Annotated in this window: 16 protein-coding genes; 7 read left to right on the top strand and 9 right to left on the bottom strand. The window is 60.8% G+C overall.

The features are described from left to right. Positions 1–78 precede the first annotated feature (78 nt). Genes EL199_RS08975 through EL199_RS08985 form a run of 3 tightly spaced genes read right to left on the bottom strand, consistent with a single transcriptional unit; the run spans position 79 to position 2970 of the window. Positions 79–843, bottom strand: a complete 765-nt coding sequence (locus tag EL199_RS08975) for an ATP-binding protein (RefSeq protein ID WP_004142142.1) — start codon at positions 841–843, stop codon at positions 79–81. Between the two features lies 1 nt (position 844). Beyond that, positions 845–2455: a DUF4153 domain-containing protein gene (locus EL199_RS08980; RefSeq protein ID WP_004142139.1), complete on the bottom strand. Its 1611-nt coding sequence runs from the start codon at positions 2453–2455 to the stop codon at positions 845–847. Next, complete coding sequence (locus EL199_RS08985) at positions 2455–2970, bottom strand: disulfide bond formation protein B (protein WP_040355577.1); 516 nt, start codon at positions 2968–2970, stop codon at positions 2455–2457. Before EL199_RS08985 ends, EL199_RS08980 begins: the two co-directional genes overlap by 1 nt. A 625-nt stretch (positions 2971–3595) precedes the next feature. Here EL199_RS08985 and EL199_RS08990 point away from each other — a divergent pair. From EL199_RS08990 to menA, 3 genes are read left to right on the top strand one after another with little or no spacing between them, the layout of a single operon-like run. Continuing rightward, the gene (locus tag EL199_RS08990; RefSeq protein WP_004142133.1) at positions 3596–4966 is read left to right on the top strand and encodes an MATE family efflux transporter; all 1371 of its coding nucleotides are present in this window, start codon (positions 3596–3598) and stop codon (positions 4964–4966) included. A 9-nt stretch (positions 4967–4975) separates the two neighbouring features. After that, positions 4976–5449, top strand: coding sequence for a tRNA (cytidine(34)-2'-O)-methyltransferase (locus tag EL199_RS08995; protein WP_004142131.1), 474 nt, complete (start codon positions 4976–4978; stop codon positions 5447–5449). A 16-nt stretch (positions 5450–5465) separates the two neighbouring features. Then, a complete protein-coding gene (menA, locus tag EL199_RS09000; RefSeq protein ID WP_004142128.1) occupies positions 5466–6353 on the top strand; it encodes a 1,4-dihydroxy-2-naphthoate octaprenyltransferase in 888 nt (295 codons plus the stop codon). Between the two features lie 61 nt (positions 6354–6414). Here the strand turns inward: menA and EL199_RS09005 are convergent, their stop codons facing one another. From EL199_RS09005 to argH, 3 genes are all read right to left on the bottom strand, one after another. Further along, positions 6415–6729, bottom strand: a complete 315-nt coding sequence (locus EL199_RS09005; protein ID WP_004142126.1) for a YMGG-like glycine zipper-containing protein — start codon at positions 6727–6729, stop codon at positions 6415–6417. A gap of 177 nt (positions 6730–6906) precedes the next feature. Then, positions 6907–7281: a glycine zipper 2TM domain-containing protein gene (locus tag EL199_RS09010; protein WP_004142124.1), complete on the bottom strand. Its 375-nt coding sequence runs from the start codon at positions 7279–7281 to the stop codon at positions 6907–6909. A 64-nt stretch (positions 7282–7345) separates the two neighbouring features. After that, a complete protein-coding gene (gene argH / locus EL199_RS09015; RefSeq protein WP_004142121.1) occupies positions 7346–8737 on the bottom strand; it encodes an argininosuccinate lyase in 1392 nt (463 codons plus the stop codon). Between the two features lie 40 nt (positions 8738–8777). On the opposite strand from argH, the gene hemC reads away from it, so the two are divergent. From hemC to EL199_RS09035, 4 genes are read left to right on the top strand one after another with little or no spacing between them, the layout of a single operon-like run. Then, positions 8778–9710, top strand: a complete 933-nt coding sequence (gene hemC / locus EL199_RS09020; RefSeq protein WP_004142119.1) for a hydroxymethylbilane synthase — start codon at positions 8778–8780, stop codon at positions 9708–9710. Continuing rightward, positions 9703–10434 (top strand): uroporphyrinogen-III synthase, encoded by a 732-nt coding sequence (locus EL199_RS09025; RefSeq protein ID WP_004142118.1) that lies wholly within the window; start codon positions 9703–9705, stop codon positions 10432–10434. The genes hemC and EL199_RS09025 overlap by 8 nt, the downstream gene beginning before the upstream one ends. Continuing rightward, entirely contained in the window at positions 10427–11707 is a 1281-nt protein-coding gene (locus tag EL199_RS09030; RefSeq protein ID WP_004142116.1) for a uroporphyrinogen-III C-methyltransferase, read from the top strand. Before EL199_RS09025 ends, EL199_RS09030 begins: the two co-directional genes overlap by 8 nt. A 3-nt stretch (positions 11708–11710) precedes the next feature. Then, the gene (locus EL199_RS09035; RefSeq protein ID WP_004142115.1) at positions 11711–12973 is read left to right on the top strand and encodes a heme biosynthesis HemY N-terminal domain-containing protein; all 1263 of its coding nucleotides are present in this window, start codon (positions 11711–11713) and stop codon (positions 12971–12973) included. A 320-nt stretch (positions 12974–13293) separates the two neighbouring features. Here the strand turns inward: EL199_RS09035 and EL199_RS09040 are convergent, their stop codons facing one another. From EL199_RS09040 to EL199_RS09050, 3 genes are read right to left on the bottom strand one after another with little or no spacing between them, the layout of a single operon-like run. Then, on the bottom strand, positions 13294–13668 hold the full coding sequence (locus EL199_RS09040; RefSeq protein ID WP_004142114.1) for a YqcC family protein: 375 nt from the start codon (positions 13666–13668) through the stop codon (positions 13294–13296). Continuing rightward, positions 13665–14894, bottom strand: a complete 1230-nt coding sequence (gene icd / locus EL199_RS09045) for an isocitrate dehydrogenase (NADP(+)) (RefSeq protein ID WP_004142112.1) — start codon at positions 14892–14894, stop codon at positions 13665–13667. Before icd ends, EL199_RS09040 begins: the two co-directional genes overlap by 4 nt. A 59-nt stretch (positions 14895–14953) precedes the next feature. Beyond that, positions 14954–15664 (bottom strand): DUF2262 domain-containing protein, encoded by a 711-nt coding sequence (locus EL199_RS09050; RefSeq protein WP_004142110.1) that lies wholly within the window; start codon positions 15662–15664, stop codon positions 14954–14956. Positions 15665–15872 lie beyond the last annotated feature (208 nt).

Raw genomic sequence — 15872 nt, forward strand, 5'->3', positions numbered from 1 at the left:
CCACCCGCAAGGGTGGCTTTTTTGTGGCTGAATAAGACAAAAACTGCGTACTTATGGCTGTTTCATGATGGTGCACATTCAGCGCAAACTACGGGCGCATTGTGCGGCGACGCGGGCGCTGCGCGAGCCGTGGGCGAGGGCGTATTGCAACGCTTTTTGTCGCGTCACTAAATCCAGCGGACGACCCAGCCAATGCGCCACGGTGGCGAGGTATTGTTCCTGGTCGAGCGGGTGGAAGGCAAGGCGAAGGCCGAAGCGTTCCGCCAGCGACACTTGTTCTTCTTCGTCTTCTTGCGGATGTAGCGCGCGGTCGTCGCGGTGGTATTCGGCGAGCAGGTGGCGGCGGTTGGAGGTGAGGCAGAGCAGCAAGTTAGGAGCGATGCCGCCGAGTGCGCCGTCCAGCACCGCTTTGAGCGCGCGGTAGCTGCCGTCGCCGGCGCTGAAGGAGAGGTCGTCGATGTAGATGAGGTATGGGGCGGGGCTGTGCGCCAGTGTCCAGAGGAGGAAGGGCAGGTCGGCGAGGTCGTCGCAGGCGATTTGCAGGCTTTTCAGGCCGCGGGCGCGGTAGTGCAGCAAGGCGGCGCGAATGAGCGAGGATTTGCCGGTGCCGCGTGCGCCCCAGAGGAGCATGTGCTGGCAGGGTTTGCCGTCCAGAAAATGGTCGAGATTGGCGAGTAGCGCGGTTTTTTGCGCGTCAATGCCGAGCAGGTCAGCAAGATGGACGTCGTCACGCAGCGCGACGGGGAGGATGTGTGCCGCGCCCTGGTAGGTCATGCGGACAAAGGCGTCGCCGTGGGCGAGGTCGTTGAGAATCGCGGCGGCGACGGGGTTGTTTGGCGTCATGTCAGTCGTTCAGCTTGAGGCGCAAGTCGCCGATGATGATGTCGTCGTAGCGCGAGCGTTCGTAACGGATGCTATGCTGGCGCAGGGCAGCGGCGGGGTCAGTACCACAATCCCTGTAACCGAGGTAGTTGAAGCGCTGCTGGTTGCTGTCGTAGCGGTGGACGTGGCATTGTTTGTCGCTATCCCAGCCGAGGAGCAGGATTTCCGGGGTGCCGTCGTGGTCGGCGTCGGTTTGCAGCAGTGCGGTCGGGAAGCCTTCGTGACTCGCTTCGTAGGCGGCGGCAAGGATGGCTTCATCCGGCTGGTAATCGGCAGGGAAGGCTTGCAACGCGGCGCGGAAGCGTTCTTGTGCCTTGGCGTTTTTTTCTTCAGGCGACAGTTCGGCTTCTTTGAGCGCCGCCACTGCTTCGCTATCGCCATGCCAGGTATGGATTTCGGCGAGCGCGCGTTTGCCCGCCTTGCCGTAGCGGTTAAAAAGGTAATTCTCCGCCAATTCCGTAGGATCAGCGCCGCCAGTGGTATAGCGCGCGACCTGGCTGGCTAACACCCAGCGTGGCAGCGGCAGAAGCACCGTGATGAGGGTGCAGATGGCGAGCAGGGCGATGGTCGTGGTGAAAGCGCGTTGTGCTACGGCGGTTTTCCGGTTCAGAGCAAGCATTTTCAGCAGCAGTCCGCCGTGGGCAAGCAACAGGGCGAGGGCGAGAAACAAGGCGTAAGCGCGTTCTTCGCTCAAACCATAAGCGTTGATGCGAACCATGATGCCGTGCAGGCTGAGGAGCGCAAGGATGATGCCGACCGCTGCGGTGAGCAGATTGGTCCAGCGGCGCGGCTGTTCGCGGTCATACAGCCATATGGCAAGCAACCAGAGGGCGGCGGCGATGGTGAGGCGTTGGCCGCTGTCGATATGGGCGCTGGCAAAGGGCAGTACCGCAAGGTAAAAGAGGGCGAAGGCGAGGGCAATATACTGAAAGATATGCAGATATGGGAAAGGGCGTTCGCGTTCCGGCAGCGGGGCAAGGTTGAGAATGAGCAGATTCAATCCGCCGCAGAGACCGACAAGCATTTGCTGTCCCGGCTCGTCCAAAAAGCGCCAAAGGTCAATATTAACCAGGCGCAACAGGGCGAAACCGAGGCCAAAAATCAGCACGGTAGAACCGATGAAAAGGCCGTAGAGCAATCCGTTGAAAATAAATCGGTTAGTGCAGACGGCGAGGGCAATATCCGCCGGGCGCTGCGGTGATTTCTCGCAGAAAGCCGCAAGAAGCAGACCGCCGGTTTGCGTGACGAGCGAAAGAAGCAGGGTAGGGGCGGGCGTGTAACGAAAGTAGTCGTCTTCACAAAGCGTTTGAAATTGCTGCTGTATATAAAAATCGCAGGCGGTCGTGCAGGCAAGCCATAGCAATATGCCTGCCCAGGCCTTATGCCGCGCGCCTGCTTCGGAGAGCAGGCGCCAGTTGAGGATAAGCGCCAGCGTGCCGTTAAGCAAGAAAAAATAGGCGTGATATTTCAGCGCCGGGTTGGCAAGACGGTCGCTGTAATACAAACCTAGCGCGCAAAGGACGCCGAGCAGGGGCGCGGCGATAAGGGCAAAGGAGGGCAGTCTGCGTAGCATCAATAATCCCGCTGACGCTTGGCGCGTTCACAAACCACGCAAATGACGAGCAACCCGATGAAGAGAATCATTGACCAAACGGGAATTCGCAATCCGAGAAAAGTATCGGGAATGGCGCAGTCGCCATCGCCGTGCATCGCTTCAATCAAGCCTTTGAAAACATTGGGCGCTCTGTCCATCATCGTATAAAAATCAAAGCCGCAGGCCGGCACTTGATCCGGCGGCAGACTCTGAATATAAAGATGACGCGCGGCAAGCCCGATGCCGAAGAAAACCGAGAGATACTTGAACAGGCGCATCAGATAACGCGCCACCAGTTGCTGTGGCCAAAAAATGGCGTCCAGCAAGAAGAAAAAGCCAATGAGCGCGAACGCCAGCCGCTGCATCATGCAGAGGTTGCACGGCGTGAGATACAGCGTTTTTTCCAGATAATAGTAAGCAAAGGCGATGGACGCCCAGGAAGCCAGCCCGCTAACCGCAAGCACGATGCGACGATGCGTATCGGTAAAAGTCATGGTAAATATCCGTGTTACAAAAAAACGGCGCGGATAATAGCAGAATTCAACCTGAGGCGCGTAGCAGGCCAGAATCGCGGCCATTTCTTGTCATAATATTAATTCTAGGAAGTTATGTATGTGACGTGGGAGACCAGCCTGACGCGTCTGAAGTTGCCTGTAATCGTATTGTGCGACTCGCCTTTAAAATTTACCCGGTACGCCGTGCCGTAAAACGCCTGTTTTCATCTGCGATGTGCGACATTGGCAGGTTTGCTTTGTTATGAGTATGACGTTGCGCTGTTAATCGTCGCTGGCCGGTAAGGCGTACAACAGCAGCAGAAATGGCAATATTCTTTGCTTCGGGCATCGCCGTTGTGCTCGCTGGCGGGATATTCCGGAGTCCTCCCGAGCGACAGAAACAGTCGCCACTATGACGGCGGATGGCGTTTTTACATGGCTCGGTAATTCTCCTGAGAATGTTACGAAAGCGGAAGCCTCGGTTAAAGTGCTGCGATTTTATGGAAAATACACTGAATCTTTATGGCGGTTCGTCTTGCCGCAGGAAATAGGAGAAACGGTCGCGTTTTGTTACAAGTTGCGCAAAAACCGCTAAAATCCGCGCCTTTGTTTTCTCGAAAATCCTATGCACCGCCCCCCCACTCCCGCGACCGCCCCCTTCATCGCCGGCAACCTCTGGCGCCATCTCATCAACATGACGCTGGCGCGCAGCGTCGGCATCCTTGCCACCTTCATCGTTGATTTCGTCGATATCCTCTTTATCAGCCGCCTGGACGATGCGCACCTCATCGCCGGCATGGGTTTTGCCGCCGCCGCGCTTTATTTCATCCGCGCCGTCGCCATCGCGCTTGGCATTACCACCACCGTGCTGGTCGCCCGTGCCATCGGCAGTGGCGACCGCCACCGCGCGGCGCGCTACGCCTGGGACACTTCCATCTTCAGCTTCCTCCTGCTGAGCCTGCTTGCCGCCCTCGCCTGGTTCGCGCGCGAGCCCATCCTCGCCGCCCTCGGCGCCCGTGGCGCCACCCTGCACCATGCCGCCAACTACCTCGGCATCATCCTTGTCGGCCTGCCGCTCTTGGCGTTGGGCAACTGCGGCACTTCAACCCTCTTTGCCCTTGGTAGTGCGCGCCTGGCGATGCTGGTCAGCCTGAGCGCGACCGTGACGCAAGCCGTCCTTGACCCCATCCTCATCTTCGCCTGCGGCTGGGGACTGCAAGGCGCCGCCCTTGCCTCGCTCGCTGCGCAGATTGTCCTCGTCGTTGCTGCCTGGTACGTCGTTATCTACCGCTACCGCCTGCGCCCCCCGCTGCGCCCGCGCCTGCTCGCGCTCAACATCCCGGCGATTGTCGCCATTGCCGTGCCGGCGGTACTCACCAACCTCACCAGCCCGCTCGCCACCGCCTATGCGGCGCGACAAATGGCGCCCTTTGGCGACGATGCTGTCGCGGCCTTCGCCGTCATCATCCGTCTCGTCCCGGTCGGCTTCGCCCTGCTCTTTTCACTTTCCGCCGCAGTCGCCCCCATCGTCGGGCAGAACGCGGGCGCGGCGCGCTACGACCGCGTGCGGCAAACGCTCACGGCGGCGCTGCAATTCAACTGGCTGACCGTCGCTGTCATTGGTCTCTCGCTGTTCCTGCTGCGCGACGCGCTGCCGCAGTGGTTCAAACTCGACGACAACGCCGCCGCCCTGCTACGCTTTTACTGCAGCGGCGCCTCGCTCCTTTTTGGCTTTAAGGGCATGATTTTCTTCATCAACGCCGCCTACAACAACCTCGGCCGCCCTTTCTATTCCACCGCATCCAACCTCGCCGGGCTGATGTTCGGCGCGCTGCCACTCATTAGCCTTGGCGCCTGGCTGCTCGGCCCGCGCGGCATCATCCTCGGCCATATGGCAGAAGCGATTCTGACCGCGCCAGTGTGCTGGCTGGTGGTACAGCGGCTGATTACCCGCCTAGAAGCCTCCCATACAAGCCCTTTGCCTCGCCAACATTAAGCCTTCATCGTGCAACACATCGCCCTTTACCAACCGCAAATCGCGCCCAACACCGGCAACATCATCCGCCTCTGCGCCAATACCGGCGCGGTGTTGCACCTCATCCACCCGCTCGGCTTTGCCTGGGACGACCGCCGCCTGCGCCGCGCCGGGCTGGATTACGCCGAGTTCGCCGACATCCGGCACCACGACGACTGGGCAGCATTCACCGCGGACATTGCCGGGCGCAACATCTGGGCGCTGACCACCAAAGGTACGCGCAGTCTCTATGACGCCACTATCAGCGCCGAAGACGTCCTCCTCTTTGGCAGCGAAACCGCCGGACTGCCGCCGTTCATTCATGCCGAGCTTGAAAACACACAGAAAATCCGCCTGCCGATGCGCCCGACCTCGCGCAGTCTCAACCTCTCCAACGCCGTCGCGGTTGTCCTTTACGAAGCAATCAGGCAAAATCTGCGCGCCAAAACCGCTATAAATTTATAAATACCCATACAATCTCATGAGAACCCTGCTCGAACTGGCGCGCCCGCGCACCTTGCCGCTTGCGCTTGCCGTCATCTGTTGTGGCAACGCGCTGGCCTACACCCACGGCGCCTGGCGATTCAGCGTCTTCCTCCTCTCGCTTCTGACGGCCCTCTCCCTGCAAATCCTCTCCAACATCGCCAACGACTACGGTGACGGCGTGCGCGGCACCGACCGCCACCGCCCTGCCAGCGCGCCGCGCCGCCTCACCGCCAGTGGTGCGGTCAGCATCCGACAGATGCGCCAACTGCTCGCGGCGGGCGTGCTTGCCAGCCTCTCCTTTGGCATCGCCCTGCTCGCTGTCAGCTCGCCGAGCTGGAGCGATCTTCTGCTGTTTCTCCTGCTTGGCGCGCTTGCCATCCTCGCCGCCATCACCTACACCGTCGGCCGCTACGCCTACGGTCACCACGCCCTCGGCGAAGTCAGTGTCTTCTGCTTTTTCGGCCTGCTCGGCGTCATCGGCAGCTACTACCTGCAAAGCGGTAGTTACCGCCCGGCGGTGCTTCTGCCCGCAACCGGCTGCGGCCTGCTCTCCGCCGCCGTGCTGCATGTGAACAACATGCGCGACATTGATAGCGATGCTGCCGTCGGCAAAAGCACTATCGCCGTCAAACTCGGCTTTGCCCGCAGTAAAACCTTTCACCTCGCCCTGCTTGCCGCGGCCGTGCTGTGCTACCTCGCCTACGCCGTCATCGCGCCTGCCAGCCTGCTCTGGCTGCTCGCCTGCCCTGCCCTCGCCCGCCATGCCCAGCGCATCTTCCGCGCCGCCGACCCCGTCTGCGCCGGCCGCGAACTGAAAGCCATCGTTCTCATCACCTGCGCCATCAATTTGCTGTTTAGTCTGGGGCTTTGCTTTGTCACTTGATGGGGTAACGAAATAAAAAATCCCCGGCATGAGCGGGGATTTTTTATGGTTTCGCGGGCGTTTAGCGAATCAGCTTGCTGCCGAAGTAACCGCCAAGCGTGCCTGCGGCTGCGCCATAGACGGTGCTTTCGGTGTCATGACCGATTGCTTGTCCGGCACCGGCGCCGAGAGCGGCACCCCACAGGGCGTTATTTACTTCATTCGGTTGGTTGGCGTAGCGGCTGTGCTTGTAACCGATGATGTTTTGGCCGATGCTGCTCGGTCCTTCCATGCCCATCGGAGCAGGGGCTTGTGCTTGCAATGGTGCTTCCATGCGCGGCGGTGCCGCACAGGCGGCAAGCAGGAGAACGGTGGCGAACGGAATGAGGGTTTTCATGGGCTTTCCTTGGATTGTTTAGGGTTGGATGAAGTTTGGGCTTTTCATTTTACAATGTTTTTTGTCCCGATAGCGCGAGAAACGAGGCGTGCACATACGCAGGCGTGCACATACGCAAACGCTGCGTGCCCCGAAAGGGAAACACGCAGCGCTGCGGGATGGTTTTAAGCGGGGTGCTTAGCGACGGTAGCCACCGTTGTAGTATCCGCCGTTGTTGTAGCCACCGTTATTGTAAGTCGGCTGTTGTTGCGGGTAACCGTAGCCGCCGTTGTAGGCCGGCTGTTGCGGTTGGGCGTAACCGCCGTTGTTGTAGCCGCTGCCGTCCGGGGTGCGGACCTGGCTGCCAATGAGGCCGCCGATGGCTGCGCCGGTAAGTGTTGCTTCGGTGTCCTTGCCCCAGAGGTTACCAGCGGCAGCGCCAACGGCGGCGCCAATGGCGGCGTTACGGGCGGTAGTCATGCCGGACTGGTTCGGCGGGGTTACGCTGCTGCAGGCGGCAAGACCGGCAATCATGGCAGCGACAAGCGAGGTTTTGATAAGGGTATTTTTCATGGTTAAGCTCCGTGTGTTTGTGGGTTGGGCAAAAGAGTAGTGCAATTTTGCAACGGGCGTTGTGTCAATTCTGCAACTTTTCTTTTGCCTGTTGGATCCGGGCTTTAACCTGTACGGGCGCGGTGCCGCCGAAGTGGTCGCGCGCGTTTATCGAGCCTTCCAGCGTCAGACTTTCGTAGACATCTTCGCCGATAGCGGGCGAGAGGGTTCGCAGGTCGGTGAGCGGCAGCGTGTCCAGCGTAGTGTGGCGTTCGATGGCGAGATGCACGGCGCGGCCGACGATTTCGTGCGCATCGCGGAACGCCACGCCACGGCGCACGAGGTAGTCGGCGAGGTCGGTCGCGGTGGAGTAACCCGCCCCGGCGGCGCGGTACATCGCCTCGCGGTTGGCTTCTATTGCCGGAATCATGTCGGCGAAGGCGCGCAGGCAGGCGAGCACGGTGTTCACGGTGTCAAACAGCGGTTCTTTGTCTTCCTGGTTGTCTTTGTTGTACGCCAGCGGCTGGCTTTTCATCAAGGTGAGCAGGGCGACGAGGTGGCCGTAAACGCGCCCCGTTTTGCCGCGCACTAGTTCGGGCACGTCCGGGTTTTTTTTCTGCGGCATGATGGACGAGCCGGTGCAGAAGCGGTCGGGCAGGTCGATGAAGCGGTAGGCGGCGCTGTTCCAGATGATGAGTTCTTCGGCGATGCGCGAGAGGTGCATCATCAGCGTCGCGGCGGCGGCGCAGCACTCAATCGCAAAGTCGCGGTCGGAGACGGCATCGAGCGAGTTGGCACACGGCGCGGCAAAGCCGAGCGCGGCGGCGGTCATGTGGCGGTCGATGGGATAAGTGGTGCCAGCCAGGGCGGCCGCGCCGAGCGGTGACTGGTTGAGGCGCTCGCGGCAGTCGCGGAAGCGTCCGGCGTCGCGCACGAGCATCTCGTACCACGCCATCAGGTGATGCCCGAAGGTGACGGGTTGCGCGACTTGCAAATGGGTGAAGCCGGGCATGATGGTCTCCGCCTCACGCTCGGCCAGGGCGACGATGGCGGCTTGCAGGCGGCGGATTTCACCGAGGATGCGCTCAATGGCAGCGCGGGTGTAAAGGCGGATGTCGGTCGCCACCTGGTCGTTGCGCGAGCGCCCGGTGTGCAGGCGTTTGCCCGCGTCGCCGATGCGGTCGGTCAGGCGTTTTTCGATGTTCATATGCACATCTTCCAGCGCCGTATCCCAGACGAATTCACCGCGCGCGATTTCATCGGCTATCGCGTCCAGCCCGCGCGCAATCGCCTCGCCGTCGGCCTCGCTTAACACCCCCTGTTTGACCAGCATCGCTGCATGCGCGCGTGAGCCGGCGATATCTTCCTGTGCGAGACGCTGGTCAAAGCCGACCGAGGCGGTAAAAGCGGCGACGAAAGCGTCGGTGGATTCCTGGAAGCGGCCGCCCCAGGCGCTGTTGGTTTTTGCTTTGTGCATACAGTAAACTCCGCGAAATTTCCGCGCATTCTACAACCGCATGACCGCAAACATCAGCGAAATCCGTATTGCCACCCGCGAAAGCAAACTCGCGCTGTGGCAGGCCGAACACGTTGCCGCTCGCCTGCGCGCGCACTATCCGCACCTTGCCGTCCGCCTCGTGCCGATGACCACCCGGGGCGACCAAATCCTCGACGCACCGCTTGCCCGCATCGGCGGCAAAGGACTCTTCATCAAAGAGCTGGAACAGGCGATGGCGCGCGGAGAAGCCGACATTGCCGTTCACTCCATGAAAGACGTTGGCGTGCACCTGCCGGAAGGCTTCCGCATCGCCGCCATCCTGCCGCGCGAAAACCCGCATGACGCCTTCGTCAGCAACCACTACGCCAGCCTCGCCGAACTGCCGCCAGGCGCGCGCGTCGGCACATGCAGCCTGCGCCGCCGCATGCAGCTCGCCCGCCTGCGTCCCGACCTCAAACTGCTGGACCTGCGCGGCAACGTGCAAACCCGCCTCGACAAACTGGACCGCGGTGACTTCGATGCCATCGTCCTCGCCTGCGCCGGCCTGATTCGCCTCGGCCTGCAAGCGCGCATCCGCGCCGAACTGCCGCCGGAACAATCCTTACCCGCTATCGGCCAGGGCGCGATTGGCATCGAATGCCATGAAACGAGCGCCGTTTACCCGCTGCTCGCCGCGCTGGACGACGCCGACACCGCCCTCTGCGTGCATACCGAGCGCATCATCAACACCCACCTCGAAGGCTCCTGCCAGGTGCCACTGGCCGCACACGCCGCCCTGCACGGCGAACGCATTCACCTCGCCGCGCGCATCGGCATGCCGGACGGCAGTCGCTACCTCAGCGCCGCAGACGACGCCCCGCGCCGTGATGCCGAAGCCCTGGGCAATCACATCGCCGCCCGTCTCATTGCCGACGGTGCGCGCGACATCCTGCAAACACTCTCGCATGAATGAACTGAGCGGCTGCACCCTCCTCTACACCCGCGATGCTGCCCACTACCCCGCCTTTCGCGCGCGCATCGCCGCCTTGGGCGGCAGCGCATTGCACCTGCCGCTGATGACAACCCGCGTTCTGCCGCTCAGCGCTACCGACCGCGCCATCCTCGACCACAGCGACGTTCTCGTCTTCACCAGCGCCGCCGCCGTTCATCACCTCATAGAACAATACCCGTTGCGCGACCAACAAACCGTCGCCATCGGCAAAACCACCGCCGCCGCCCTGCCCTCCCCGCCTACCATCACCGCGCCTGCGCCGTATAACAGCGAAGCGCTGCTCGCCTACTGGCAACCGCGCGGCATGCGCATCGCCCTCATCGCCGCCCCCGGCGGACGCGAACAACTCGCAGCCACACTCAACAAAAACAACACCGTACACACCCTCTACCCTTACCGCCGTACCAACCCGACCGCAGTCTGGCCAGACGCACTCCCCCTGCCCGACATCATCACCATTGCCAGCCAGCAAACCCTCAACCACCTGCTCGCAATAATCCCGCAAGAAAAACTAAAGCTGCTAAAATACCGCGCCTGTATCGCGGCCATCAGCGCAAGGGTGGCGCAATACGCGCAACAACAAGGCTTTCAACAGACCATCTTCGCCGAAGATGCCAGCGAAACCCGGCAAATCTCAGCCATTTGCCGCTGGTGGACACAAACCCAGGAGCAACGCCATGACTGAAGAAAAACAACCCGAAAATCAGCACGAAACCAGCCCCGTCGTGGCGCAGGAAGCGCCGCTTGAGCACCAGCCTACCGCACCGAAAACCGGACGCGGACTGGCATTACTGGCGCTGCTCGTCAGCATCGCGACAGCAGGTGCAGGCATCTATGCCCTCAAACAATTCTCCGACAGCTACGACCGCGCCTTCACCCTGCAAGCCAAAGCCCAAGAAAGCGCGCTACAACATTTCGCCAGCACCGGCCAAGTCGATGACCTCACCCTGCGCGTCGAAGCACTGAACAAACAGGCGCAAGTACTGAACAACCTCGACAGCACCATTAACACCGCCATCGCCGCCAACCAACTGAGCGAAGACCAAATCGCAGCACTCGTCGCTGCCAACAGCATCAACCGCGAGCAAGCAGAAAGCCTCATCAAACAAGCGCTCGCCACCTTTGCCCAGGGTGAGACCAAAATAGATCTGAGCAAAGAAATCGCTGCCGTCGAAAAAAGCGAAGCTGCAGCCAAAGCAGCCGTCCAACAAATCGACGACAAAGCACAAACCTTCGCCCGCGAAATAGACGAAAAACGCGTACTCATCGAACACGCGCTGGCGCAAAGCAACAACAGCATCAACCCCTTCCCGCTGATTAACGCCCTGAAAATGGCACAAATCGCGGCGAACGACGGCAACTACAACGCCGCCAAAGCCTACCTCGAACAGGCGGGCGCAACCTACACCCTCTTCAACCTCGGCCAAAGCAACTACGCCCAATACCAGGACGAACTGGCCAAACTGCGCAGCGACTACGCCGTACTGGCCGCACAGGCAACCCCGGCGGCACAAATCGACGCCATCATCACCACCCTGCCCGCCTGGCCGTACAAAAACGTTGACCCGCTCGCGCACGAAGAAACCGTCAAAGCAGCCGACTGGAAAGAACGGCTGAAAGGCATCGGCGCAGACATCCTCAAAAAAACCATCACCGTGCGTGAAATCGACGACGCCGGTCTTACCTGGATACAGGCAAACGACGCACTACAAATTATCCTCAAAGAAAACCTGCGTTTAGACCTCGCCTACGCGCGCAACGCCCTGCAACTGCACGACCAGGCAGCCTACGCAGCGACCGCCGACCGCCTGCACAGCGACATCGAGCGCCTCTTTGACGTGAACAACGACAACGTCGCCGCCGCCCTTGCCACCCTGGAAGCCCTGAAAAACAGCGGCGGCAACGCACCAGACATCGCCGCACTGATCGAAAAACTCGAACAGGCCGCCAAGGAGTAAGCCATGCGCATCATCCTCTTCCTCCTCATCCTCTGCCTCTGCGGCCTCGTCGGCTACGCGGTGAACCTCATCCCGCTGCGCGTCATCTTCAAAGCAGACACCTACTACATCGAAACCTCACTCATCGTCTGGCTGCTACTCTCGCTTGTCGCCAGCGTCGCCCTCTACCACATCCTGAAAGCACTCTGCTGGCTCTGGCACAGCCCGCAAATCTTCAGCCGTAGCAGCGCCGTGCGTCGCCAGCACAAAGCCGATCGCCTGCTGAAAAGCGGCATGACCGCACTGCTCGCCGGCCACTACAGCCGCGCCGAACGCGACCTTGACCGCGGCGGCAAACTGGCAGAAAGCCTTGGCCAAAACGCCGTCATCTACTTTGAAAACGCCGCCATCGCCGCCGACCGCCAGAATGCCAAAGAACGCCGCGACCACTACCTGCTGCTCGCCCGCCAAGACGCGCGCCACCAGCACGGCAGCCTGACCCGTCTCGCCGAAGCCGAAATCCACGTCCAAAACGGCGCTTACGAACAAGCGGCAAAACTGCTGGAAAAACTGCACCAAGAAGAACCGCGCAACAGCAAAATCACCGCGCTGCTGGACGAAACCTACGCCAAACAACAAGACTGGGCAAAAGCCTGGGCGCTCCTGCCCGCATTGCGCCCGCATCTGGCAGAAGCCGAATACAGCACACGCCAAAAAACCTATGCCAAAGGCCTGCTGCACGACACCGCCACGCGGGAAAGCGTCGAAGCACTGGAAGCGGCGTGGAAACGCCTGCCTGCCGAAGTCCGCCGCGACAAAGACATGATCCTGCAATACGCAGGCGCGCTGGTCGAAAACGACCACCCCGAAGAAGCCGAAAAACTGCTTGCCGCCGAAATTCGCCAGACACAAGACCTCGAATACATCCAGGCCTACAGCCAACTGCGCCGCGCCAACTTCCGCGCCCAACTGGAGCACATGAAACAGTGGGAAAACAAACACACCAACGACGCCATCTTCCTCTACGCCAAAGCGCTCATCGCATATAAAGCAAAAGAACTGGACATCGCGCTCGCTGCCATCGAAGAAGCGGTCAAACGCAGCCAGACCGGGGAAGCCTTTGCGCTCTACGCACAAATCCTGGAGGCGAAAAACCGCCCGGAAGCCGCGCTGGTTGCTTACCGGCAAAGCGTCGCCCCGCTACACCCGGAACAGGCACTAGACGGCGACTTGCTACCCGCCCCGGAAGCAGAAGCACCCAAACCGGACGACGTAAAAACCTCCTGAACTTAACTTCACCCCGACACACCCGCAACTGCGGGTGTGTTTTTATCTACTCCCTGCGCAGATTTACAAACGCCGCGAACAGCACCGATTTTAGAGCCTAGTCAAAATCCCGTGGCGGTTGTCATGTGCGCAGGGTTGGGCGATCTACGGCCTTGCCAAACTTGGCAAAGTAGCCCCATGCCTGCGTTTTGCGCCTTGCACCCCATCCCAATCCGCATTACACCCAACTCGCCACACAATCTTGAACAGGCTTCTAAAAGCAACCCCTGTGCGACAGTACAGCCCCAAAACCAAAAACGCCACAACCGTGGCGTTTTTCTTTAATGCCGCTGATAACGGCGGCGGACTTCCTGCAAATGCTGCGGTGTGGCGGCGTCGTTATTCACGAGGCCATCCAGCGCGCGCATGACCAGTAGCAGGCCGCGGGTGTCTTCCGCGCTGCCGCGCCACGCTTCTTCAGCAATTGCCAAGAGGCCGCTGCGCTCCGGCAGCGCGCCTTGACTCGCGATGTAATCCCGCATTTTCGGGATGTACACCCATTGCAGCCATTCGCTGAAGCGCAGGGTATCGACGCAGAAGGGTTCGATGCTGGTGAGTGCCGCGTCATCCGGCGATGCGTCGCCCCACCAGCCCGCCTCCAGCAGCGCCAGTTCGAGGGCGGCGAGCAGTTCGTGCATGTGTTCGAGTGCGTTCATGTGAGGTTTCCGATGAGGGCGTCGGCAAAGGCGCGGGTACTGACTTCTCTCGCCCCTTCCATCAGGCGGGCGAAGTCGTAGGTGACGGTTTTTTCGGCAATGGTCGTGGCGTAGGCGCGGTTGATGCGTTCTGCCGCTTCATGCCAGCCGAGGTGCTCCAGCAGCATCAAGCCGGAGAGCAGGAGCGAGCTGGGGTTGGCGCGGTTTTTGCCCGCGTGTTTCGGCGCGCTGCCGTGGGTGGCTTCAAAGACGGCCAGCCCCGCACCGATGTTCGCGCCGGGGGCGATGCCGATGCCGCCGACTTGCGCGGCGAGCGCGTCGGAGAGGTAGTCGCCGTTGAGGTTCAGGGTGGCGATGACGTCGTATTCTGCCGGGCGCAGCAGCAGCATCTGGAACATTGCATCGGCGATGCGGTCTTTGATGATGATTTTGCCGGCGGGCGCCTCGGCGCCGTCCAGTTCGTCTTCGCGCACGGTCAGGCCGGGGAAGTGTTCGCGCGCGACTTCGTAGCCCCATTCGCGGAAGGCGCCCTCGGTGTATTTCATGATGTTGCCTTTGTGGACGAGGGTAACGCTGCGCCGCCCGTGCGCTATGGCGTATTCAATCGCCATTTTGATCAGGCGTTTGCTGGCATATTCGGAGACGGGCTTGATGCCCAGCGCCGCGCCGTCGAAGAATTGCGCGCCCAGTTCGCGCCGCAGGAAGTCGGCCAGTTTGGCGTTTTCCGCGCTGCCTGCGGCGTATTCGATGCCCGCGTACACGTCTTCGGTGTTTTCGCGGAAGATGACGACGTCAAGGTCTTCGGGGCGGCGCATCGGCGAGGGTACGCCCGCGTAGTGGCGCACTGGGCGCACGCAGGCGTAGAGATCCAGCGTTTGCCGCAGGGCGACGTTAAGTGAGCGGAAGCCGCCGCCGACGGGCGTGGTCAGCGGCCCTTTGATGGCAACACGTAATTGGCGCAATGCGGCGAGCGTCGTCTGCGGGAAGGCGTCACCGCCCTGCCCTGCCGCTGCTTCACCCAGCGGCAAGTCGCACCAGACGATGCGGCGGCGCTCGCCGTATGCGGCTTTGATGGCAGCGTCCCAGACGCGGCGCGATGCCTGCATGATTTCCGGGCCGATGCCGTCGCCGGCGATGCAGCCGATCCAGGGGTTGTCCGGCACGTGCCATTGGCCGTCGTGCCAGCGGACGAGCGTGCCGCCAGCGGGGAAGGTTTGTGTGGTCATTGCAGGGTCCTTCTTAGGTGGTTTTACCGTATTTACATACGCGATAGCGGGTAGGTATATTACCCCATAAAAGTAGCTTCTCTAAAACTGCCATCGGGGTTTACGGCAACATAGATGATATGTCCGGCAAAGAGGTCGCCATCGTCAAACCAGGCAGCGAAGCTACCGTCATAACGGCAGGAGAGTAAATCCAGGCGGATGCGCTGGCGGAATGTTTCGGCAGTGAGCGGCGGGACCGGTTCGCCGTCGTCATCCGTGTCGTCCTGCCAGTCGCGCGCGCTTTCGAGCAGCGCATCGCACGCCCAGTTTTCCAGGCACGCCTGCCATTTTTCCGGTGCGGCGTACAGTTTGCGCAGGGTGGCAAGAGCGGCTGGCGGCGGGATGTCGCTACTGTCGTCCGGGTGTTGGTCAAGCGAGACGCTGATGGTATTGCCAAGCCAGTCCATGTCGGCAATAAATTGGTTTGACGCTTTGTATTGTCCGAAGGCAGGAAATGGCTCTTCCTGCCAGTAGGCATCCGGTCGAATGATTCGGCTTTCGCGCAATGCTTCCTGGGCGGCGCGTTCTTCGGCTTCGCGCTCTACGAGCGTGGCGCGTACCGTCTGTAGTGCAGTGTCGGTAATGTCGCGTTGCAGGATAGTGAGTAGCAGGAAATTGCCGGTTTCGTGCTGATGCGGGCGGACGAGTAGGCGATAGAGGGTAAACGGCGCAAAGGGGTTGTCTTTGTCATCCGACCAGTTGATGCTGCCGACGCTTTCGCGGTGCAGCACGCCGTCTTCCGTCCACGCACCGAGGTAGTAGCGGCTGTACGGGGCTTGGTGAGCCTCGGGGAAATCTTAGGTGAGGACAAGGATTTCTTTCGCTTCAGCGCGATAGTCTTCGGTGGCGGTTTTTGTAAAGGAGGTCATATGGACTCTGGGTTGCGGTGTTTAGAACTTGTTCAAATTCCCCCTTCTCTCTGTAGAACAAGCATTGCTT

Origin of the sequence: Cardiobacterium hominis (assembly GCF_900637305.1) — a bacterium.
In the GTDB taxonomy this organism is placed as follows: Bacteria; Pseudomonadota; Gammaproteobacteria; order Cardiobacteriales; family Cardiobacteriaceae; genus Cardiobacterium; species Cardiobacterium hominis.